20 protein-coding genes and 1 pseudogene are annotated in these 21,387 nt (G+C 70.1%); 10 read left to right on the top strand and 11 right to left on the bottom strand.

The features are described 5' to 3' along the window. Nucleotides 1-58: 58 nt before the first annotated feature. The 4 genes from AC07NX_RS04605 (at nucleotide 59) to AC07NX_RS04590 (ending at nucleotide 3,469) form a co-directional block, all read left to right on the top strand. On the top strand, nucleotides 59-922 hold the full coding sequence (locus tag AC07NX_RS04605; RefSeq protein ID WP_494639531.1) for a D-amino-acid transaminase: 864 nt from the start codon (nucleotides 59-61) through the stop codon (nucleotides 920-922). Nucleotides 923-1,058: 136 nt separating this feature from the next. Continuing rightward, on the top strand, nucleotides 1,059-1,307 hold the full coding sequence (gene hfq / locus AC07NX_RS04600; RefSeq protein WP_012286640.1) for an RNA chaperone Hfq: 249 nt from the start codon (nucleotides 1,059-1,061) through the stop codon (nucleotides 1,305-1,307). Between the two features lie 43 nt (nucleotides 1,308-1,350). Beyond that, entirely contained in the window at nucleotides 1,351-2,685 is a 1,335-nt protein-coding gene (gene hflX, locus AC07NX_RS04595; RefSeq protein ID WP_494639530.1) for a GTPase HflX, read from the top strand. Nucleotides 2,686-2,920: 235 nt separating this feature from the next. Further along, on the top strand, nucleotides 2,921-3,469 hold the full coding sequence (locus tag AC07NX_RS04590) for a lysozyme (protein ID WP_494639529.1): 549 nt from the start codon (nucleotides 2,921-2,923) through the stop codon (nucleotides 3,467-3,469). 64 nt (nucleotides 3,470-3,533) lie between these two features. On the opposite strand, the gene mazG is transcribed toward AC07NX_RS04590, so the two are convergent. From mazG to AC07NX_RS04565, 5 genes are all read right to left on the bottom strand, one after another. Beyond that, nucleotides 3,534-4,391: a nucleoside triphosphate pyrophosphohydrolase gene (gene mazG / locus AC07NX_RS04585; protein WP_494639527.1), complete on the bottom strand. Its 858-nt coding sequence runs from the start codon at nucleotides 4,389-4,391 to the stop codon at nucleotides 3,534-3,536. Continuing rightward, on the bottom strand, nucleotides 4,351-5,766 hold the full coding sequence (locus AC07NX_RS04580; RefSeq protein ID WP_494639526.1) for an MFS transporter: 1,416 nt from the start codon (nucleotides 5,764-5,766) through the stop codon (nucleotides 4,351-4,353). Before AC07NX_RS04580 ends, mazG begins: the two co-directional genes overlap by 41 nt. A 97-nt stretch (nucleotides 5,767-5,863) precedes the next feature. Further along, nucleotides 5,864-6,361, bottom strand: a complete 498-nt coding sequence (locus AC07NX_RS04575; RefSeq protein ID WP_494639524.1) for a DUF3313 domain-containing protein — start codon at nucleotides 6,359-6,361, stop codon at nucleotides 5,864-5,866. A 14-nt stretch (nucleotides 6,362-6,375) separates the two neighbouring features. Next, on the bottom strand, nucleotides 6,376-7,563 hold the full coding sequence (nhaA, locus tag AC07NX_RS04570; protein WP_494639523.1) for a Na+/H+ antiporter NhaA: 1,188 nt from the start codon (nucleotides 7,561-7,563) through the stop codon (nucleotides 6,376-6,378). 207 nt (nucleotides 7,564-7,770) lie between these two features. Next, the gene (locus AC07NX_RS04565; protein WP_494639559.1) at nucleotides 7,771-9,231 is read right to left on the bottom strand and encodes a cobyric acid synthase; all 1,461 of its coding nucleotides are present in this window, start codon (nucleotides 9,229-9,231) and stop codon (nucleotides 7,771-7,773) included. A gap of 96 nt (nucleotides 9,232-9,327) precedes the next feature. Between AC07NX_RS04565 and AC07NX_RS04560 the strand changes: the two genes are divergently transcribed. The 4 genes from AC07NX_RS04560 (at nucleotide 9,328) to AC07NX_RS04545 (ending at nucleotide 14,575) form a co-directional block, all read left to right on the top strand. Beyond that, nucleotides 9,328-9,621: an FAD assembly factor SdhE gene (locus tag AC07NX_RS04560; RefSeq protein WP_494639522.1), complete on the top strand. Its 294-nt coding sequence runs from the start codon at nucleotides 9,328-9,330 to the stop codon at nucleotides 9,619-9,621. A gap of 234 nt (nucleotides 9,622-9,855) precedes the next feature. Next, on the top strand, nucleotides 9,856-13,323 hold the full coding sequence (gene mfd / locus AC07NX_RS04555; protein ID WP_494639520.1) for a transcription-repair coupling factor: 3,468 nt from the start codon (nucleotides 9,856-9,858) through the stop codon (nucleotides 13,321-13,323). A gap of 75 nt (nucleotides 13,324-13,398) precedes the next feature. Next, on the top strand, nucleotides 13,399-14,109 hold the full coding sequence (locus AC07NX_RS04550) for an NIPSNAP family protein (protein WP_494639519.1): 711 nt from the start codon (nucleotides 13,399-13,401) through the stop codon (nucleotides 14,107-14,109). Nucleotides 14,110-14,182: 73 nt separating this feature from the next. Beyond that, on the top strand, nucleotides 14,183-14,575 hold the full coding sequence (locus AC07NX_RS04545; RefSeq protein WP_494639518.1) for an SRPBCC family protein: 393 nt from the start codon (nucleotides 14,183-14,185) through the stop codon (nucleotides 14,573-14,575). Nucleotides 14,576-14,864: 289 nt separating this feature from the next. Here AC07NX_RS04545 and AC07NX_RS04540 read toward each other — a convergent pair whose 3' ends face one another. From AC07NX_RS04540 to AC07NX_RS04530, 3 genes and pseudogenes are all read right to left on the bottom strand, one after another. Further along, a complete protein-coding gene (locus tag AC07NX_RS04540; protein ID WP_494639517.1) occupies nucleotides 14,865-15,509 on the bottom strand; it encodes a DsbA family oxidoreductase in 645 nt (214 codons plus the stop codon). A gap of 41 nt (nucleotides 15,510-15,550) precedes the next feature. Further along, a pseudogene (locus AC07NX_RS04535) lies at nucleotides 15,551-15,642 on the bottom strand (hypothetical protein); the annotation flags it as partial. Between the two features lie 15 nt (nucleotides 15,643-15,657). Then, nucleotides 15,658-16,983: a diguanylate cyclase domain-containing protein gene (locus AC07NX_RS04530; protein WP_494639515.1), complete on the bottom strand. Its 1,326-nt coding sequence runs from the start codon at nucleotides 16,981-16,983 to the stop codon at nucleotides 15,658-15,660. A 205-nt stretch (nucleotides 16,984-17,188) separates the two neighbouring features. Here AC07NX_RS04530 and AC07NX_RS04525 point away from each other — a divergent pair, with 205 nt between their 5' ends. Together AC07NX_RS04525 and AC07NX_RS04520 are read left to right on the top strand one after the other, a co-directional pair. Continuing rightward, nucleotides 17,189-18,316, top strand: a complete 1,128-nt coding sequence (locus AC07NX_RS04525; RefSeq protein WP_494639514.1) for a CaiB/BaiF CoA transferase family protein — start codon at nucleotides 17,189-17,191, stop codon at nucleotides 18,314-18,316. Between the two features lie 228 nt (nucleotides 18,317-18,544). Next, entirely contained in the window at nucleotides 18,545-19,495 is a 951-nt protein-coding gene (locus AC07NX_RS04520; protein WP_494639513.1) for a YihY/virulence factor BrkB family protein, read from the top strand. Here the strand turns inward: AC07NX_RS04520 and AC07NX_RS04515 are convergent. From AC07NX_RS04515 to AC07NX_RS04505, 3 genes are read right to left on the bottom strand one after another with little or no spacing between them, the layout of a single operon-like run. Then, entirely contained in the window at nucleotides 19,467-19,712 is a 246-nt protein-coding gene (locus AC07NX_RS04515) for a sulfurtransferase TusA family protein (protein ID WP_145686010.1), read from the bottom strand. The genes AC07NX_RS04520 and AC07NX_RS04515 overlap by 29 nt on opposite strands. Further along, nucleotides 19,705-20,454, bottom strand: a complete 750-nt coding sequence (locus AC07NX_RS04510) for a pseudouridine synthase (RefSeq protein ID WP_494639511.1) — start codon at nucleotides 20,452-20,454, stop codon at nucleotides 19,705-19,707. Before AC07NX_RS04510 ends, AC07NX_RS04515 begins: the two co-directional genes overlap by 8 nt. Beyond that, entirely contained in the window at nucleotides 20,451-21,368 is a 918-nt protein-coding gene (locus tag AC07NX_RS04505) for a class I SAM-dependent methyltransferase (RefSeq protein ID WP_494639557.1), read from the bottom strand. The genes AC07NX_RS04510 and AC07NX_RS04505 overlap by 4 nt, the downstream gene beginning before the upstream one ends. Nucleotides 21,369-21,387: the final 19 nt, after the last annotated feature.

The following is a 21,387-nucleotide window of genomic DNA, read 5'->3' as shown; positions in this document are numbered from 1 at the left end:
GATGAGCGGTTTGATTGTGTGTCGGCGGTAAGATGACCGCTCGGAAGGGAACCAAGACATGTCGCGTTTCGCCTACGTCAACGGCCGCTTTGTCCGCCACGGCGAGGCCGCCGTACATATCGAGGATCGCGGCTACCAGCTGGCCGATGGGGTCTACGAGGTGTGGGCGGTGTTCGGGGGCAAGCTGGCCGACGCGGCCGGGCACTTCACGCGGCTGTGGCGCAGCCTGGACGAACTGAAGATCGACCATCCGATGAGCGAGAAGGCCCTGACCGTGGTGTTGCGCGAGGCCATCCGCCGCAACAGGGTGGTCGAGGGCCTAGTCTATCTGCAGGTGACCCGCGGCGTCGCCCCGCGCGACCACGCCTTTCCCAATCCCGCCGTGCCGCCGGCCGTGGTGATCACCGCCAAGCGCGTCGACCGTGCGGCGGCCGAGGCCAAGGCCGCCAAGGGCCAGTCGGTGGTCACCGTGCCGGAGACCCGCTGGGGCCGCTGCGACATCAAGTCGATCGGCCTGCTGCCCAACGCCCTGGCCAAGCAGGTCGCCCGCGAGCATGGGGCGGTCGAGGCCTGGTTCGTCGACGAGCTGGGCCTGGTCACCGAAGGCGCCTCGTCCAACGCCTGGATCGTCGACGCCGAGGGGCGGCTGCGCACCCGCGACACCCAAGCCAACATCCTGCGCGGGATCACGCGCTCCACCCTTTTGGAGGTGATCGCCGAGGCCGGACTTCCCGTGGCCGAACAGCCGTTCACGGTGGACGAGGCCAAGGCCGCCAAGGAGGCCTTCATCACCGGCGCCGGCACGCTGGTGCTGCCGATCGTCAGCCTCGACGGGGTGAAAATCGGCGATGGCCAGCCCGGACCGGTGGCGACGCGGCTTCGGCGTCTCTATATCGAGCGCGCCAAGGCCGCCGCGATCTAGGTTGCACGACCACATTTCGGGGCAATGGCGCAGTTTCTTTGCCGATTGGTCATACCAACCGGCGAAAAATGCTTTAGTCTGAACTTGTTTGTGTGGGGGGCGTGTGGCCCTCCGAAACAATAAGAGGGGAATCCCCATGTCGACCGAGAAAAAACAAAACCTTCAGGACACCTTCCTGAACAGCGTGCGCAAGTCGAAGACGCCGCTGACCATCTTCCTGGTGAACGGCGTGAAGCTGCAGGGCGTTGTCAGCTGGTTCGACAATTTCTGCGTCCTGCTCCGCCGCGACGGCCAGTCCCAGCTGGTCTACAAGCACGCCATTTCGACGATCATGCCGGCTCAGCCCGTGCAGCTGTACGAGCCGAGCGCTGATCAAGACGATTGATTCCTAGCGTTTGACCAAATCCACTTCGAAATCCCCAAACGGGATGATCGACCACGCGGCGCCGATCTTCAGGGCGTTCGTGATCCACCCCGTGCGTCCGACGCGCGGCCAGTCGGCCCTCGAGGCGCGTGATCCCAACGCGCGGCTCGAGGAAGCCGTCGGCCTGGCGATCGCCCTCGACCTCGAGGTCGTCGAGACCACGATCGCGCCCCTGCGCGCGGTCACCCCCGCCACCCTGTTCGGCAAGGGCAAGATCGAGGAGTTCGCCGCGATCTGCGAGGTCGAGAAGATCGACGTCGCGGTGTTCGACGACCAGCTGACCCCGGTCCAGCAACGCAACCTGGAAAAGGCCCTGAACGTGAAGGTCGTCGACCGCACGGGCCTGATCCTGGAGATCTTCGCCCGCCGGGCCCGCACCCGCGAGGGCAAGCTGCAGGTCGAGCTGGCGCGGCTGGACTACGAGCGCTCGCGCCTGGTTCGCACCTGGACCCACCTGGAGCGCCAGCGCGGTGGCACCGGCAACACCGGCGGCCCCGGCGAGACCCAGATCGAGCTGGACCGCCGCCTGATCGCCGGCACGATCGGCAAGCTCAAGCGCGAGCTGGAGGAGGTGCGGCGCACCCGCACCCTGCACCGCAGCGCCCGCAAGAAGGTCCCGTACCCGACCGTGGCCCTGGTGGGCTACACCAACGCCGGCAAGTCGACCCTGTTCAACCGCCTGACCAACGCCACGGTCGTGGCCCAGGACATGCTGTTCGCCACCCTGGACCCGACCCTGCGCACCGTGAAGCTGCCCGACGGCCGGCCGGCGATCCTGTCCGACACCGTCGGCTTCATTTCCGACCTGCCGCACGAGCTGGTCGAGGCCTTCCGCGCCACCCTGGAGGAGGTGCAGGAGGCCGACGTGGTGCTGCACGTGCGCGACGTGGCCAATCCCGACACCGACTCCCAGGCCCGCGACGTCCAGAAGGTGCTGGCCGAGCTGAAGGTGCTGGGCGACGACGGCGAGGCCGAAGGCGGCAAGACCCTGATCGAGGTCTGGAACAAGATCGACCTGGTCGACGGCGAGGCCCGCGAGATCCTGGAGGGCCAGGCCCGCCGCCTGGGCGCCTCGGCGGTCTCGGCGGTCACCGGCGAAGGCTGCGCCGAGCTGCTCAGGCGGGTCGGCGGCCTGATCGACGACACCCCGCCGGTCGCCGTGCGCCTGGCGGCCAAGGACGGCGAGGCCCTGGCCTGGATCTATCGCAACGGCCGGGTCGAGAGCCGCGAGGACGAGACCGAGGGCGGCGTGCGCCTGATCGCCCGCCTGGACGCCCAGGCCCTGGGACGGTTCGAGCGGCAGTTTCCCGACGTCTGGGTGATGGCCGCCGGCGACTAGGGGCGATCCGCAGTCAGACCTGATCCCCCAACTTACCGTCATTCCCGCCCCTGTGGCGGGAACCTCTTTGTCCGTCGCAGGTGCAATTGAGTGGCTCGCCAGCGCGCCAAGGCGTCTCACCGTCAGCTGAACCAGGGGTTCCCGCCACGAGGGCGGGAATGACGAACGGGAGGGGGCGGGCTTGTGATATTCGCGCTCCAGGTGAACACTCCGATCTCGCATTCGGAGCGCGAGCATGGCCAACGATCTCTGGGACGGCGTCACTGTGCCGGCCGCCGCCACCACCGTCGTCAAGCGGGTGGAGGGCTTCTTCGCCCAGCCCTATGATGACAACGGCGCGCTGCCGGGCGGCACCTGGACGATCGGCTACGGCACAATCCGCGACGCGGCCGGCAAGCCCGTCACGCCCTCGACCCCGGCCATCACCGAGGCCCAGGCCGTCAAGCTGCTGCTGCGCGACATGAAGCGCGCCGCCCAGGACGTCCACACCCGCGTGCGGACGCCGTTGCTGGTCCACGAGGCCGCGGCCTTGATCTCGTGGACCTACAATCTGGGCGACGGGGCGCTGCGCACCTCGACGATGCTGCGCAAGCTGAACGCCGGCGAGAAGGCGGCCGTGCCCGACGAGATGCGCCGCTGGATCAACCAGAACGGCAAGCCGCTGGTCGGCCTGCTGCGCCGACGCTGGGCCGAGGCGGCGATCTTCCAGGGCAAGGACCCGGTCAACGCCTGCGTTCGGGCCTGGCGCGAGATCGACGACCTGACCGACTGGCCGGCGTTCTAGAGCGAAGACGCCCACCGCCCTTCCTCCCGTCCGCATAAAGCGGGGGAATAGGTGTGGCGAAAGGCTATTTTGCTCGCTCCGCCGCCTTGGCCGCGTTCCACAGGCCGTCCATCTCGGCCAGGTCCGACTGGTCGGGCGTGCGGCCGTCCTTGGCCAGTTCGGCCTCGATGAAGGCGAAGCGGCGAACGAACTTGGCGTTGGTGGCGCGCAGGGCGTCCTCGGGCTCGACGTCCAGCTTGCGGGCCAGGTTGGCGACCACGAACAGCAGGTCGCCCAGCTCTTCGCGGGCCTTGGCCTTGTCGCCGGCGGCGATCTCGACCTTCAGCTCGGCGACCTCCTCGGCCAGCTTGTCCAGCACCTCGTCCGTGGAGGGCCAGTCGAAGCCGACCCGGGCGGCGCGCTTGGTCAGCTTGACGGCGCGGGTCATGGCCGGAAGCCCGGCGGGGACGTCGTCCAGCACGCCGCCCTTCTTCTTGGCCTGGCGCTCCTGGGCCTTCAGCGCCTCCCAGCCGGCGGTCTGGGCGTCCTGGCTTTCATAGGCGTGGTCGCCGAACACGTGCGGGTGGCGGCGCACCATCTTGTCGTTGATCGCCCGGGCCACGCCGGCCAGGTCGAACGCGCCCTGTTCCTCGGCCATGCGGGAATGGAACACCACCTGCAGCAGCAGGTCGCCCAGCTCCTCCTTCAGGTCCGAAAGGTCGTTCCGCTCGATGGCGTCGGCGACCTCGTAGGCCTCCTCGACGGTGTAGGGCGCGACGGTGGCGAAGGTCTGCTCCAGGTCCCACGGGCAGCCGCCGTCGGGATCGCGCAGCCGGGCCATGATGTCCATCAGGGTGAAGAGCGGATGCTGCCCCCCCTCAAGCTCATTTGGCTCACGAGGATCATTCAGCGGCGGGGTTGGGAGCGGCGAGAGGGGCGACATGCGGTTCCGGGGTCGGGCTGGGGAGGGGCTCGGCCGCGTCCCGTTCGTCGAGCTGACGACGGATCTCGGCGTGGGCGGTCGCGTCCAGCGGATAGCGCAGGATGACCGCGCACACCAGCAGGCCCAGCACCGCCGGGGCCACGGCGTACATGGTGATCAGGGCGGTGTCGCCCTGCGCGCTGGGAACCTTGGGATCGAACCCCAGCCAGGACAGCAGCAGGAAGACGCCGATCGCCAGGGCGTAGCCCAGCTTCACCGTGCCGTTGACGACGGCGTACAGAAGGCCGGTGCGGTCGATGCCGCTGGCCAGCCGCTCCTCGTCGCCGATGTCGGCCATCATCGAGCGCACCAGCAGCGGGGCGGCCGAATAGGGCAGGCCGGCCAGCACCAGTATGGCCATGCCGACTAGGGTCGGGGCGTTGAAGCCGAAGCCGCCCTGATTGGCGGGCGTGAAGACCGAGGCCACCTGGACCACGGCGTAGACCACCGAGGCGATGGCCAGGGCCCGGTGCTTGCCGACCTTGCGGGCCAGGGCCGGCCAGATCGGCGAGCCCAGCAGGGCGGCGACGAAATAGACCAGCAGCAGGACGCCGGCCGTGGCCTTGTCGAAGCCCTTGATACGCTCGAAGAAGAAGAAGAACAGCGCCCCGGCGACGCCCGGCGCCAGGCCCATCAGCAGGTCGGCGATCAGCAGCTTCTGCACCGAAGGCCGCTTGATCAGGCCCAGATACTGCTTGAGGCCGGCCGCGTGCCTGACCGGCGGCACGTTGGTCTCGCCGACCACGCCGATGGCCAGCAGGAAGGTCAGGGGCAGCAGGATGATGATGAACCAGCCCATGGCCCGGATGCCGGCGGCGTGGTCGCCCTTGAAGACGATCCCCAGGATCGGCGGCAGCAGCAGCACCAGGATCATGCCGACCACGTTGCCCGCCTGCCACCAGCCATAGATCCGCGAGCGCTGCTGATAGTCGGGCGACAGCACCGCCCCCCAGGCCGTGTGCGACAGCACCGCCATGGAGTAGCCGACGTAGCAGACGATCAGCGCCGCCCAGAGATAGACGGGCCCGACGCCGGGCTTGGCCATGAACAGGGCGTAGGCGGCGACCATCAGCACCGGGGCGGCGGCGGCCAGCCAGGGCCTGAAGCGGCCGATCCGGGTCCGGGTGCGGTCCATGACCCCGCCCAGGATCGGGTCCAGGAGGATGTCGGCCAGCCGCACCAGCAGGAAGGCCGCGCCCACCACCGACAGGGAAAGGCCCAGGTCGCTGACATAGTATTCCGGCAGATAGACCACTAGCGGCAGGCCCAGGGCCGCCAGGGGCAGGCAGGGCGCGGCGAAGGCCGCCAGGGTCCAGGATGAGCGCCGTCCGGTCATGCGTTCCTCGCCGAGAGCGGGTGGGGCCCCCGCCTTCATGAACAATGATCAGACGCCGTGTCGAGGCGCCTGGCAAGGGCTCTGCGAAACGCAGGTTTCAGCGTCGGGGCTTGGAGCCGTCGCTGAACTGGTCCTTGGCCAGCCGGTCGGCCAGGCGGTCGAAGGCGTCCTCGGCGTCGTGCCAGGTCGAGCCGTACCGCGCCCAGCGGATGTCGGATTCCCACCAGCCGTAGGCGATCGGCGTGCTGCGGCCGGCCGCATCGACATAGCGGCCGCCGATCTGCGCCCCGCCCACCCCGAAGCTCTGGTAGGACAGGCCCGGCGTCTTGCTCATCTGCTGCGGGGTCGGGCGGTTGGGCTTGGCGTCCTCGATCACCAGGTCCAGGGTCCCGCCGCCGGGGCGGGGCGGCAGCCGGCGTTCGACGGAGCGCTGAAGCTGGCTGGCCAGGATGTCGAACTCGCGCTGGCCCAGCTCGTCGACCTTCTCGGCCAGTTTCGGGCCGATGGAGACCTTGACTTCCGAGACGGCCGGGGCGGCGAGGGCGGGCTGAGCCGCGCCCAGCAGGAGGACGGCGGAGACGAGGGCGAGGCGCATGATGGGCTCCCGGATCAGGCTTGGCTTGGAATGTGGGGGTCGCGCGGGCGCGGCGCCAGGCTGAAGACCGCCCAACCCAGCAGGGCCGACAGCAGCGAGCCGGCCAGCACGCCGATCTTGGTCTCGTCCTGCAGGACCGGGGAGGCGAAGGCCAGGTTGTTGATGAACAGGCTCATGGTGAAGCCGATGCCGCACAGGGCCGAGACGCCGAACAGCTGGGTCCAGGACGCGCCGCTGGGCCGCTGGGCCCAGCCCAGCCTGATCGCCGCCAGGCAGAACAGCCCCACCCCGATCGGCTTGCCCAGGAACAGGCCCAGGGCCGCGCCCAGGGTGGCGGGCGCGGTCAGCTCGGCCAGCCCGACCTGGCCCAGGGCGACGCCGGCGTTGGCGAAGCCGAACACCGGCACCACCAGATAGGCCACCCACGGATTGAGGCCGTGCTCCAGCCGGTGCAGCGGCGAATGGGCGTCGTCCAGGTGCGTGGGGGAGCGGGTGATCGGAATGGTCATGGCCAGGATCACCCCCGCCAAGGTGGCGTGCACGCCGGACTTCAGGAAGAAGAACCAAAGCCCAGCGCCGACAAGGAGATAGGGCCAGAGCCTCATCACCTTCAGCCGGTTCATCGCCACCAGGACGACCAGGGTCGCGGCCGCGCCGCCCAGCGCCCAGAGGGTCAGGTGGTCGGTATAGAAGACGGCGATGATCAGGATCGCGCCCAGGTCGTCGATGATCGCCAGGGCGGCCAGGAAGATCTTCAGCGAGCCCGGCACGCGCGGTCCCAGCAGCGACAGCACCCCCAGGGCGAAGGCGATGTCGGTGGCGGCCGGGATCGCCCAGCCGCGCAGGTTGGCTGGCGTGTGGAGATTGAGCGCCACATAGATCAGGGCCGGGACGACCATCCCGCCCAGGGCCGCCACGCCGGGCAGCACCCGCCGCGACCAGGTCGACAGCTCGCCATCGACCACCTCGCGCTTGATCTCCAGCCCGACCAGCAGGAAGAACACCGCCATCAGCCCGTCATTGACCCAGTGGGCGACGCTCAGGCCCGCCACATAGGCGTGCAGGACATGGAAGTAGTCGCCGGCCAGCGGCGAATTGGCCACGATCAACGCCAGGGCCGCCGAGCCCATCAGCAAGAGGCCGCCGGCGGATTCGCTTTTCAGGAAGGCGCGGAGGGCGGAAAGCGGGCGGGCGGTCGTCATGGGCGGGCCTCGCGGGGAATCGTTGGCTAATCTTGGCCCGACAGGCGTCCCAAGAGCTACCGAAACCGACCCACCCCTTATCGTTGTCATCCCGGAAAGCGCGCAGCGCTTGTCCGGGACCCAGGTGAACCGCAAGGCCTTTACCCAGTCCCCTGGGTCCCGGACAGCCTCTGCGAGGCTTCCGGGATGACAACCGTTGTAGTGGCTCTACAGTCCCGCGATCCGCGCGATCGCCGGCATGTCCAGCGACCGCTCCAACACCGCCGCGATCTCGTCCAGGGCCGCGTCCACCCGGGCGGCATGGTCGCCGGGAGACACCGCCACGCCCAGCGGGGCCAGCAGGGCCGAGCGCGCCTCGCCACGCTCGAACAGGCCGTGGACATAGGCTCCGGCCACCCGGCCGTCGGCGGACACCGCCCCGTCGGTCGCGCCGCCGTCCATCGCCAGCATCGGCCGCGCCGCGCCCGGACCGGTCGTGCGGCCGACATGCATCTCGTAGCCGGAGAAGGCCGCGCCGCCGTCCAGCAGCCGCCCCGACACGGCGCGCAGCACCTTGTCGCCCCGCAGCACGGTCTCGACGTCCAGCAGGCCCAGGCCCGGCGCGGAACCGGGCGCGCCCTCGACGCCCTCGGGGTCGGACACGCTCCGGCCCAGCATCTGGTAGCCGCCGCAGATCCCCAGCACCCGGCCGCCGCGCCGGACATGGGCCAGGATGTCGATGTCCCAGCCCTGGGCGCGCAGGAAGGCCAGGTCGGCCAGGGTAGCCTTGGTGCCCGGCAGGATCACCAGATCGGCGTCGCCAGGCGCGGGCGTCCCGGGCGGCAGGAAGGCGAAGTCGATGGCGGGATCGGCCCGCAGCGGGTCGAACTCGTCGAAATTGGCGATCCGCGACAGCATCGGGACCACGATCCGCACGCGCCGGTCGCCGTCGGCGCGGACGGGACGCTCCAGCACCACGGCGTCCTCGGCGGGCAGGGCGCGGGCCGGGGCCAACCACGGCGCCATGCCCAGGTTCGGCCAGCCGGTGCGCGCGACGATCTCGCGGCGGCCGTCGTCGAACAGCGAAGGATCGCCACGGAACTTGTTGATGATGAAGCCCTTGATGCGGTCGCGATCAGCCGCGTCCAGCACCAGGTGGGCCCCGGCCAGGGCGGCGATCACGTGACCCCGGTCGATGTCGCCGACCAGGGCCACGGGCACGTCGGCGGCGTGGGCGAAGCCCATGTTGGCGATGTCGCCGGCCCGCAGGTTGGTCTCGGCCGGGCTGCCCGCGCCCTCGACCAGCACCAGGTCCGCCTCGGCGGCCAGCAAGCGATAGCTTTCGACCGTGGTGGCCAGCAGGTCGGGCTTCAGCCCCTGGAACGCCCGGGCCCTGTAGGCCCCGACCACCTTGCCCCGCACCACCACCTGGGCCCCGATGTCGCTCTGGGGCTTGAGCAGCACCGGGTTCATGTGGACGGTCGGCGGGGTGCGGCAGGCGATCGCCTGCAGCGCCTGGGCCCGGCCGATCTCGCCGCCGTCTTCGGTGACCGCGGCGTTGTTGGACATGTTCTGCGGCTTGAACGGCCGCACGACCAGGCCGCGATTGGCGAACAGCCGGCACAGGCCGGCCACCAGGGTCGACTTGCCCACGTCCGAACCGCAGCCCTGAAGCATCAAAGAAGGGATCATCAGCGAGGCCATGGCCCGCGCCTACAGGGCGCGCCGATCAGGGTCAATGCACGGCTGGCGCAAGGGCGGCGAGCGCTCTATATCCCCGGTCACATGACCATCGATCACGACTCCCGCCTCCGGCGGCTGAAGTTCCGGGCCTGGCATCGCGGTTTTCGGGAAGCGGACCTCATTCTGGGGCCGTTCGCGGACACCCATGGTCCCAACCTGACCTCCGAGCAGCTCGACACGTTCGAAGCGCTGATGGAGGAGTCGGATCGCGAGATCTACGCCTGGATCGTCGGCCAGGAGCCGACGCCGGCCAGGTTCGACACCGATGTCCTGACCCTGATCAAGACCTTCCGCTACGAAGCCCACGCGTCGCGGCCGATCGGGGACGGAGCCTAACCCTTACCCTATGAACCGCTCATCCCGGCGAAGGCCGGGAACCAGATGGAATGACGGTGCGGCTGACGCCAAAGGCGCTGAGTTTTTCCAATCGGCCGCCCAGCTTTGGGATCTGGATCCCGGCATTCGCCGGGATGAGCGGAACTAGAGAACGATTGAGAGCCAGGAGCCTGTCCTGGGCAACAGCATCAACACCGGCGGCGTTGTCGCTGACCTAGTCTTGTGAAGAGCAGCATGGCCTACGACGCCAAACAGATCGCCAAGGCCTCGGGAGGCCTGACCCTGGCCGGCGCGCCGGAAGGTTTCGACGCCCTGGTGATGGCCGACATCGCCCGGGCCCGCGGCGGCCTGACCGCCTTCGTGGCCCGCGACACCGCCCGGGCCAGCGCCTTCATCGACGCCCTGAAGTTCTTCGCCCCCGAGATCGAGGCGGTGCTGTTCCCGTCCTGGGACTGCCTGCCCTACGACCGCATCGGGCCCTCGGCCGGGGTGGCCGCCGTGCGCATGGCCACCCTGCATCGCCTGGCCGAGGGGCTGGGCAAGGACAAGCCGGCCATGCTGGTCACCGCCGCGCCGGCCCTGCTGCAGCGCGTGCCGGAAAAGTCGGTGCTGCTGCGCGCCAGCTATTCGGCCAAGGTCGGCAACAGCGTCGACGTCGCCGACCTGGAGCGCTATTTCGCGATCAACGGCTACAGCCGCGCCTCGACCGTGTCCGAGCGCGGCGAGTTCGCCATCCGCGGCGGCGTCATCGACGTCTATCCGCCGGCCGCCGAGGAGCCGGTGCGCCTGGACCTGTTCGGCGACACGCTGGAGAGCATCCGCGCCTTCGATCCCGAGACCCAGCGCTCGACCAAGCAGCTTCGCGAGATCCAGCTGCTGCCGGTCAGCGAGGCCCTGCTGGACAAGGACGGCGTCTCGCGGTTCCGGGCCGGCTACATCCGGGCGTTCGGCGCGCCGGGCGACGATCCGCTGTACGCCACGGTTAGCGAGGGCGGCCGCCGCGCGGGCCTGGAGCACTGGCTGCCGCTGTTCTACGAGCGGATGGCGACCCTGTTCGACTACCTGCCGGACGGCGCCCTGATCGGCGTCGACCACCAGGTCACGGAAAGCCGCGACGAACGGCTGGCGATGATCGCCGACGCCTACGACGCCCGCGCCTCGGCCGACCGCAAGTCGGCCTACCGCCCCCTGGCGCCCGACGCCCTCTACCTGACCGCCCAGGAGTGGGACCGGGCCGTCGAGGATCGTCCCAACCGCAAGTTCACGCCGTTCCAGCCCCAGGGTCTGGACGTCGTCGACCTGGGCGCCAAGCTGGGCCGCGCCTTCGCCGCCGAGCGGGCCCAGGACAGCGTCAACCTGTTCGAGGCCACCGCCGACCATGCCCGCAAGCTGGCCGGAGAGGGGAAACGCGTCCTGTTCGCCTCGTGGTCGGAGGGCTCGTCCGAGCGCCTGGGGACCATGCTGGCCGACCACGGCCTGAAGAAGATCCCCTACGCCGCCTATTGGCAGGCGGCCAAGGCCAACGATCCCAAGACCCCGCAGCGGGTGGTCCTGCCGCTGGACAACGGCTTCGAGACCGAAAACCTGGCGGTGATCTCCGAGACCGACATCCTGGGAGATCGCCTGGCCCGGCCGCGCAAGAAGCGCCGCGCCGCCAACTTCCTGGCCGAGGCCAGCGCCCTGACCCCGGGCGACCTGGTCGTCCACATCGACCACGGCATCGGCCGCTACGAGGGCCTCAAGACCCTGGACGTCCAGGGCGCGCCGCACGACTGCCTGGACCTGCTCTATGGCGGCGAGGCCAAGCTCTACCTTCCGGTCGAGAACATCGACCTGCTGACCCGCTACGGGACCGACGGCGAGAACGTCCAGCTGGACAAGCTGGGCGGCGCGGCCTGGCAGGGGCGCAAGGCGAAAGCGAAAGAACGCCTGCGGGTCATGGCCGAGGGCCTGATCCAGATCGCCGCCGCCCGCCAGCTGAAATCGGTGGAGGAGACCGACCCGCCGCACGGGGTGTTCGACGAGTTCTGCGCCCGCTTCCCCTACGAGGAGACCGACGACCAGCTGTCGGCCATCGCCGACGTGCTGGAGGACCTGTCCTCGGGCAAGCCGATGGACCGGCTGATCTGCGGCGACGTGGGCTTCGGCAAGACCGAGGTGGCCCTGCGCGCCGCCTTCGTGGTGGCGATGAGCGGCAAGCAGGTGGCCGTGGTCTGCCCGACCACGCTTCTGGCCCGCCAGCACTACAAGACCTTCAAGGACCGCTTCCAGGGCTGGCCGGTCAAGGTCACGCGCCTGTCGCGCCTGGTCACCGGCAAGGAGGCTTCCGACACCCGCGAGGGCCTGGCCAACGGCCAGTTCGAGATCGTTGTCGGCACCCACGCCATCCTGTCCAAGCAGGTGTCGTTCAAGGACCTGGGTCTGGTGATCGTCGACGAGGAGCAGCACTTCGGGGTCAAGCACAAGGAGAAGCTCAAGGAGCTTCGCGCCGACGTGCACATGCTGACCCTGACCGCCACGCCGATCCCCCGCACCCTGCAGATGGCGCTCAGCGGCATCCGGGAGATGTCGATCATCGCCACCCCGCCGGTCGACCGCCTGGCCGTGCGCACCTACATCAGCCCGTTCGACCCGGTCACCCTGCGCGAGGCCCTGCTGCGCGAGAAGTACCGCGGCGGCCAGGCCTATTACGTGGTGCCGCGTATCAAGGACCTGGAGGACATCGAGAAGTTCCTCCGCACCCAGGTTCCGGAGATCAAGTACGTGGTCGGCCACGGCCAGATGGCCCCGACCCAGCTGGAAGACGTGATGACCGCCTTCTACGAGGGCCAGTACGACGTGCTCCTGGCCACGACGATCGTCGAAAGCGGGCTGGACATTCCGTCGGCCAACACCCTGATCGTCCACCGCGCCGACATGTTCGGCCTGGCCCAGCTCTACCAGATCCGCGGCCGGGTCGGCCGGTCCAAGGCCCGGGCCTACGCCTATCTGACCACGCCGGCCGAGAAGCAGATCACCCTGTCGGCCGAGAAGCGCCTGAAGGTGCTGCAGTCGCTGGACAGCCTGGGCGCCGGTTTCCAGCTGGCCTCCCACGACCTGGATCAGCGCGGCGGCGGCAACCTGCTGGGCGACGAGCAGAGCGGCCACATCAAGGAGATCGGCGTCGAGCTCTACCAGCAGATGCTGGAGGACGCCGTCGCCGAGCTGCGCGAGCGCCAGGGGGCCGAGGCCCTGCTGGAGGACCGGGGCTGGTCGCCGCAGATCAACACCGGCGCGGCCGTGATGATCCCCGACGACTACGTGCCCGACCTGAATGTGCGGCTGTCGCTCTATCGCCGCCTGTCCGAGGCCGAGAAGGCCGCCGACCGCGAGGCCCTGGCCGCCGAGCTGATCGACCGCTTCGGCCCGCTGCCGCCCGAGACCGACAGCCTGCTCAAGGTCGTGGCCATCAAGGGCCTGTGCCGCGAGGCCAATGTCGCCAAGATCGACGTCGGCCCCAAGGGCGCGGTGGCCAGCTTCCGCAACGACGAATTCGCCAATCCCCTGGCCCTGGTCCAGTTCGTGGCCAAGAACAACGTCGTCTGGAAGGTGCGTCCCGACCAGAAGGTGGTGGTCAAGGGCGAATGGGACACCCCGGCCCAGCGGCTGGACGCGGCCGAGAAGATCCTGTCGCAGCTGGCCAGGCTGGCCAAGGCGGCGTGAGCCGAAGGCGGTAGCTGACAGGGGGTGTCAGCAGGCTGTCCTTAGATCCTGGTCGCCGCAGCGACGAGGATTCCCATGACCGCCCAGACCGTGATCGAACTGCGCCAGTACCGGATGAAGCCGGGCCGTCGCGACGAGCTGATCGCCCTGTTCGAGCGCGCGTTCGTCGAAAGCCAGGAGGCCCGCGGCATGAGCCTGCTGGGCCAGTTCCGCGACCTCGACGCGCCGGGCCATTTCGTCTGGATGCGCGGCTTCGAGAGCATGGCGGCCCGCAAGGCGGCGCTGGAAGGCTTCTATGGCGGCCCGGTCTGGCGGGCCCACCGCGAGGCCGCCAACGCCACGCTGGACGACAATGACGACGTCCTGCTGCTGAAGCCGCCGGTCGCCGCGGCGCGCCTCGACCTGCCGTCGCGTCGGCCGGACGGGACGGACCTGGGACCGGCGTTCCTGGTCGGGCTGACGATCCAGGCCCTGGACGGTCCGCCGCCCGCCGACTTCGCCGCCCGGTTCGAGGGCGAGGTGCGGCCCGCCCTCGAAGCGGCCGGCGCGGCGGTGCTGGGCTGGATGGTCACCGAGGCGGCGGAGAACACCTTTCCCCGGCTGCCGGTGCGCGAGGGCGAACAGCTGCTGGCCTGGATCAGCCGCTTCGCCGACGAGCAGGCCCATGCCGAGCACCTGGTCCGCGCCGAACGGGCGGGCCTGGGCGACGGTTTTGGCCTCAGGTCGAGGCGCGGCGTGATCCAGCGCCTGCGCCTGCAGCCCACGGCCCGCTCGCGGCTGCGATGACCGGGTCCGGATCCCGCCAGCCAGGGCGGCGCGGGTCCGCCAGGATCGGGGAAACCTCGAGAGGAGATGTCCCATGGCCACCATCACCAAGTCCGTCGAGGTCGCCCGGGCGCCCGACCAGGTCTGGGACGCGGTGCGCGACTGGGGCCACGTCCACCAGCGGCTCTGTCCCGGCGCCCTGACCGACTGCCGGGAGGAGGAGGGCGCGCGGATCGTCACCTTCGCCAATGGCCTGGTCGCCCGCGAGCTGATCGTCGCGGTCGATGACGCGGCCCGCCGCCTGGTCTGGTCGGTGGTCGGCAGCGCGCTGCTGACCCACCACAACGGCGCGATGCAGGTGTTGCCGGAGGGATCGGGCAGCCGCATCGTCTGGACCGCCGACCTCCTGCCGCATGACGCCGCCGAACGGGTCGCGGGCTTCATGGACCTGGGGTGTTCGGCGATGAAGACGACGCTGGAGGGATGACGCGCCCGGCCGCCCGGGCAGTCCAGGGTGAGCCAACACCCTGCCCGTCGGGGGCCTCCATTGCAGCTTCGGCGCGTGAGCGTGAAACCGCGCCTGCGAAAAACCCCCTCAGTCGGCTTCGCCGACAGCTCCCCCAGAGGGGGACCAATTACGCGGTGCGGCGGGTGGCCGACCAGATCCTCCCCCTCTGGGGGAGGTGGCCCGAAGGGCCGGAGGGGGGCTGCGGCGTCGGCGGCTCAGGCCGCCAACTGCGCCTTGGCCGCCCTGGCCTCGCGCCGCCGCTCACGGGTCAGGCCGCCTGTTCAAGCGCCTTGTCGATGGCCTGGGCGATGTTTTCCGGGCTCTCGGCGCCGACGACCGCCAGCTTGCCGCCGAAGATGGCGAACGGCACGCCGGTGACGCCGGCCTGGACGGCCATGGCGTGCTCGCGGGCGACGATGTCCTTGTCCGCGCCCTCGGACAGCAGCCGCAGGATCACTACCGGGTCCATGCCGGCCGCCGCACCAAGGTCCGCCAGCACCGCAGGCTCGCCGATGTCGCGGCCATGGGTGAAATAGGCGGCGAACAGGGCCTCGACCACGGCGTCCTGCTTGCCGGCGCCCTGGGCCCAGCGGATCAGGCGATGGGCGGCGCTGGTGTTGGGCGAGCGTTCGATGGCGTCGAAGTCAAAGACGACGCCTTCCTCCGCGCCGGCCTCGACCAGCGCCGTGTGCACCGCCTTCAGCTTCAGGGCGTCCTTGAACTTGCCGGCCATATAGGCTTTGCGATCAACGCCTTGCTCGGGAAGGGTCGGGTCCAGCTGGTAGGGCCGCCAGACGACCAGAGGCTCGACATCCGGCCGCAGGGCCAGCGCCGACTTCACCCGCCGCCAGCCCAGATAGCACCAGGGACAGACCACGTCGGCGACGAGGTCGATCAGCAGCGGTTGGCCCATGGCGTGGTCTTTCAAATGATGTCGCTCGACAGCACCTAGGGGCGCCCTCGTCCTTCGACAAGCTCAGGATGAGGGCGAATGTCGCCTTGCCCGCCTTGAAATCCTCATCCTGAGCCTGTCGAAGGACGAGGATTTCACGCTTGGCGGATCAGGCGCTATGCCGCTGCAAAGCCTGGGCCGCCGCGCGTTCCAGGGCGTGGACGGCGCTTTCGCCGGCCTCGATCTGGGCCACCCCGATGTCGAACTCGCAGACGAACGGCGGGCGATCGTCGCCGGCGTCGAAGGCCGTGCAGCCGATCACCGCGGCGATCCGTTCGGCCGCGGCGCGGCCGGCCGTCTGGTTGGTAGCGGGCAGGGCCAGGGCGAAGACCTCGGGCGCCAGGCGGGCGGCGGTGTCCTCGACCCGCACCAGGCGGCCGACCATCGAGCCGATCTGCGGGATGGCGCGGTCCAGCCAACCGTTCTTGCGCGCCCAGACGGTGTCGGGCCTGTCGGCGACCCGCAGCACGCAGATCGACAGCGGCCGGGCCCGCTCCCGCGCGGCGGTCGCCAGGCGGACCAGGTGGGCGGCGAACAGGTCGCGGGTGAACAGGCCGGTGGCGGCGTCCATCAAGCCCGAGCTGCGGGCCTTTTCCAGCGCCCCGCGAATGGCCTCGCCGCGGCGATAGTTGCGGGCCAGCTCGATGACCCGCTTGGCCGTCTCGATCTCGGCCGTCTCGGGCGAGGCGACGTCGGACACCCCGCGATGGAAGGCCTCCGACATGGTCACATAGCTCTCGGCCTTCAGATAGAGCAGGGCCGGGATGTGGAAGAGGCGGGTGTTGCGGCGCATGCCGGCCGCGATCGACAGGGCCTCCTGCTGGTTGTCGCCGGCCCACAGCACCACGGCGTCGAAGGCCCGCTCGTGCAGGTAGTCGAAGGCCGTATAGGCGGTGAAGGCGCCGACCACGTCGGCCCCGCTTCGAGCCAGGGCGTTGGACAGGGCCAGGAACTGCGGGGCCGGCTCGCCGATCGCCAGGATGCGGAACGGCTCGGCCTGCGGCTCGGGCAGGTCCAGCCGGCGGCCGCGATCGCCGAAGGTGGCCAGGCGAAGCTCGAACTCCTCCTCGGCGATGGCGGTGCGGACCAGGGACTCCAGGCGCAGCACGGCCTGGCTGGGGTGCAGGGGCGGCGACAGGGTCAGGTCGAAGGCCTGGGTGTTGGACTCCGTCCCCGGCTCGCCGATGGCGATGACCGGCAGGCGGCGCGGGGCCACGGCGGCCTTCAGGCGGCGGGACAGGGAATGGGCGTCGGGGCCGGCGCTTTCCAGGTCGACGATCACCGCCTCGATGTTCAGGTCGCCCAGGGCGGCAAGGGCGGCGTAGGGGCCGCGCGCGGTGATGGTCCGCCAGCCGAGCTTGTCGAGCCCTTCGGACAGCGGCCCGGCGCGAGCATCGTCGCGCGCCACGATCAGGATTCGGGCGTTCACCGCCAACTCAAGCCTCCGCCCCGGACACCGGCGTCGCCCGACGACGCGGCGCCGTCGAGATTCGACGCCGCACCATAGCAGAGGCGTAGCCCCCTCATAGGTACGCATCGCCGCAGGTTGTGAACGGACAAAGCCTCTTGCCTGACCGAAGGGCAGGGCCGTTCTAGTACGCCGTGGACAAGCGCCGCGAGAGTCGGCCGGGAGGAACGTCATGGCCCAGGGACCGCTGTCCGGCCTGAAGGTGCTGGAATTCGCCGGGCTCGGCCCCGCGCCGTTCTGCGGCATGCTGCTGTCGGACCTGGGCGCCGACGTCGTCCGCATCGACCGCAAGGGCTCGGGCCGCGACTCGCCCGCCGAGGTCACCGCCCGGGGACGCCGGTCGGTGGCCCTGGACCTGAAGTCGCCGGCCGCGGTCGAGGCCTGCCTGACGCTGATGGAAGGCGCCGACGGCCTGATCGAGGGCTTCCGTCCCGGCGTCATGGAACGGCTGGGCCTGGGGCCCGATATCGCCCTGGCCCGCAATCCCAGGCTGGTCTACGGCCGCATGACCGGCTGGGGCCAGACCGGCCCCTACGCCAGGGCCGCCGGCCACGACATGAACTATATCGCCATCAGCGGCGCCCTGGCGGCCATCGGCACGGAGGACAAGCCCGTGCCGCCGCTGAACCTGGTAGGCGACTTCGGCGGGGGCGCGCTCTACCTGGCCTTCGGCCTGCTGGCCGGGGTGATCCACGCCCGGGCGACGGGGCAGGGCCAGGTGATCGACTGCGCGATGAGCGACGGCGCGGCCTCGCTGATGGCCATGTTCTACGGGTTCAAGGCCGCCGGGCTGTGGGGCGAGGGGCGACGGTCCAACCTGCTGGACGGCGGGGCGCACTTCTACGACACCTACCGCTGCGCCTGCGGCAGGTGGATCTCGATCGGCGCGATCGAGCCGCAGTTCTACCAGCTTCTGCTCGAGAAGACGGGGATCACCGATCCCCAGTTCCAGCGCCAGATGAGCCGCCAGGCGTGGCCGGACCTGCGGGAAAAGCTGGCGGCGGTGATCGCGACCAGGACCCGCGACGACTGGTGCGCCCTGATGGACGGAACCGATGTCTGCTTCGCCCCGGTCCTGACGATGGAAGAGGCCCCGGCCCATGCCCACAACGTCGCCCGCCAGACCTTTGTCGAGGTGGCCGGCGTCACCCAGCCCGCCCCGGCGCCGCGTTTCTCGGCCACGCCCGGCGCGATCCAGGGGCCGCCGCCGAAGATCGGGGCCGACAACGACGCCGCGCTGGCGGACTGGGGATTCCCGGCCGAGGCGATCGCGGCGCTGAAGGACGTGGGCGCGCTGTAGCCTCCGTTCTCCTGACGAGATCATTCAGGTCCGGTTCAGCCGCGAGGGTCTAAACCTGATCCTGCAACCGGCCGTCGCGCCACCCGTCCCTCGATGCGGCGACCGGTTCAGGTTCGTCCTGCGGAGACCCGCCGCTTTCCCTGAAGCGGCGGGTCTTTGTGTCTTCGATCCGATGTTTTTTTGGTGGCGCGCTTGCGTCGAAGCGGCGCCGAGGCCAGTTTCCGCCGCATGAATTCTCCCCAGGACCGTATTCGCTTTCGAGACCTCGATCTCGATCCGATCCATTGGGCGAGAGAGATCCTGCGTGTCCTGGGCCTGGCCCTGCAGCGCCTGTGGGGTCGCGACGTCATGCTTTATGTCGGCGGCGTCTCGTTCTTCGTCCTGCTGGCGGTGTTTCCCGGCCTGGCGATCCTGATCGGCCTGTTCAGCATGCTGCTGACCCCCGAACAGGCCGCCGACCAGGCCGACAAGCTGTCGTTCCTGATGCCGTCGGGCGCCCGGCCGATCTTCCAGAGCGAGCTGGCCCGCCTGGTCCACGCCCCGGAAAGGGCGATCTCGGCCCAGAGCGCCGTGGTGCTGGTCATCGGCCTCTACGCCGCCCATCGCGGCTTCAAGGCCCTGCTGGCCGGCCTGTCCTTCATCCACGACGAGGAGGACCAACGCGGCTTCTTCGGCTTCAACTTCATGGCCCTGGTGGTGCTGGTCGCCGCCTTCGCGTTGCTGTTCGTGATGTCGGGCGTGTTCCTGACCTTCCGCCTGCTGGCCAGCACCTTGAACCTTCGCCCCTTGGCCGGCGCGTCGTGGATCCAGAGCGAATGGACCTGGGCCAGCCTGGGCCTGCTGGTCGGCATGACCCTGATCTACCGCTACGCCATGTCCCGCGCCCCGGTCGGCTGGCGCGCCTCGATCGCCGGCGGCTTCGCGGCGGCGGTGATGTGCGTGTTCATGTCCTGGGCCAGCGCCTTCTATGTCGAGCAGGTGGCCCATCTGGGCGCGACCTACGGCTCGATCTCGGCGGTGATCATCTTCCTGATCTGGCTGTCCTGGAGCGTCAACGCCGTGTTCTTCGGCGGCGCCCTGGCCACCGAGATGGAGATCGCCCTGGACGAGCGGCCCAGGGCCCTGCTGGAGGGCCCCAAGCCGATCCCGCTCAAGGCGCCTTCGCCACCAGAAAGCTGATCGCGCCGTCCGGGGCGTCGACGATCTCGAGCACGGTCGCCCCGGCGCTGGCCGCGAAATGCGGCACGTCGATGCGGGCCAGCGGGTCGTCGGCCAGCAGGCGGACCAGGCCGCCGGCCGGCGCTTCCTCCAGGGCCCGACGCAGGCGCAGGGTCGGGACGGGACAGCGGTGGCCGCGGGCGTCCATCAGGCGTTCTTCGGGCTTGGCCTCAGACATCGAACACGGCCTCGGCCTGGGCGGCGGTCAGGATGCGGTGCTCGCCCGGCGCCAGGTCGTCGGGCAGGGCGAGACCGCCGATCCGCTCGCGATGCAAGGCGACCACATGGTTGCCCACGGCGGCGAACATCCGGCGCACCTGGTGATAGCGGCCCTCGGTGATCGTCAGCCGCGCCTCGCGCTCGCCCAGCACTTCCAGCGTCGCCGGCAGCAGGGGCTTTTCCTCGCCCTCCAGCATCAGGGTCCCGCTGGCGAAGGCCACGCCTTCCGTTCCGGCCAGCGGTCGATCCAGCGTGGCGCGATAGACCTTGGGCACGTGGCGCTTGGGCGAGATCACCCGGTGCAGGAAGTCGCCGTCGTCGGTGATCAGCAGCAGGCCCGAGGTGTCCTTGTCCAGCCGCCCGACGCTCGACAGGGCCGGGTCGCGGATCTGCCAGCGCCTGGGCAGCAGGTCATAGATCCGCTCGCCGTCCTCGCGGTGCGAACAGACCACGCCCAGCGGCTTGTGCAGGATCAGCACCAGGGGCGCCGGCGGATCGACCGGGACGCCGCGGATCTTCAGGTGCAGCGGCAGGTCGGCGGTGACGGCGATCTTCAGGCCGGCGTCCTTGATCGCCACGCCGTCCAGCGTGACCTTGCCCGCCGAGACCAGGGCCTGGACGTCGCGCCGGCTGCCGTAGCCCAGATTGGCCAGCAGCCGATCCAGCCGCGCAAGCAAGGCCTTGGGTCCCCCTGGGGTCACTTGCGGCCCTCGTAGACCTTGAAGCCGCCGGCGTCGGCCATGGGCCGCACGGTCTTGAAGTGCGCGTTCAGCACCGCCTCGTAGGGCAGGTGACGGTTGGCGACGATCCACAGCACGCCGCCCTTGCGCAGCATGCCGGCCGCCGCGGTGATGAAGGCCTGGCCCAGGCCCTTGTCCTCGTTGCCGGTGTCATGGAACGGCGGGTTGGTGACCACGAAGTCCAGGCCGGTCGCCAGTTCCGCGCCGCGCCGGGCGTCGGCCTGCACGACCTCGACCCGGGGATCGTCGACATTGCGCCTAGCCGCCTCGACCGCCCGGCGGTCCAGGTCGACCAGGGTCAGCTTGGCGACCTTGGGCGAGGTCAGGACCGCGTGGGCCAGGATGCCGATGCCGCAGCCCAGGTCGACGCCGGCCCCGCTCAGCGGCGGCAGCGACTTCAGCAGCAGGGCCGAGCCGGGATCCAGGCGGTCCCAGCTGAACACGCCCGGCTGGGTCCACAGGCCGTCGCCGTCCAGGCGACGCGGCGCGCCCTCGGCGATCGCGGCGTCCAGGCCGGCGGCGTTGGCGGGCTTGAGGGCCACGCAGATCCGCTGGTGGCGCTTGGCGCTCTCGCCGACGGCGCAGCCGAACGCGACCAGCTCCTTGTTCATCCGCAGCCCGCCGCGATCCTTGGGGGCGAGGGCGGTCAGGCGGCCCTCGACCTTGAGCGCTCGCAGGGCCTGGGCCAGGACGTAGCGCCGCTCGGCGACGCCGGGCGGGGCCTGGATCACGATCTCGTCCAGCGAGCCTTCGACAAGGTCCGCCAAGTCGGTCGCGCCGACGACCAGGGGCGACACCTGCACGGCGTCGCCGGGAACCTCGACCACGTCGAAGGGCGGAAAGCCATAGACGGCGGCGCGGGGGGCATCGGGCATGAAGCGGGTCTCGGGAGAG

The sequence above is a fragment of the Caulobacter sp. GW821-FHT09A05 genome (assembly GCF_059418465.1).
This window is presented reverse-complemented; position numbering and strand designations above follow the sequence as displayed.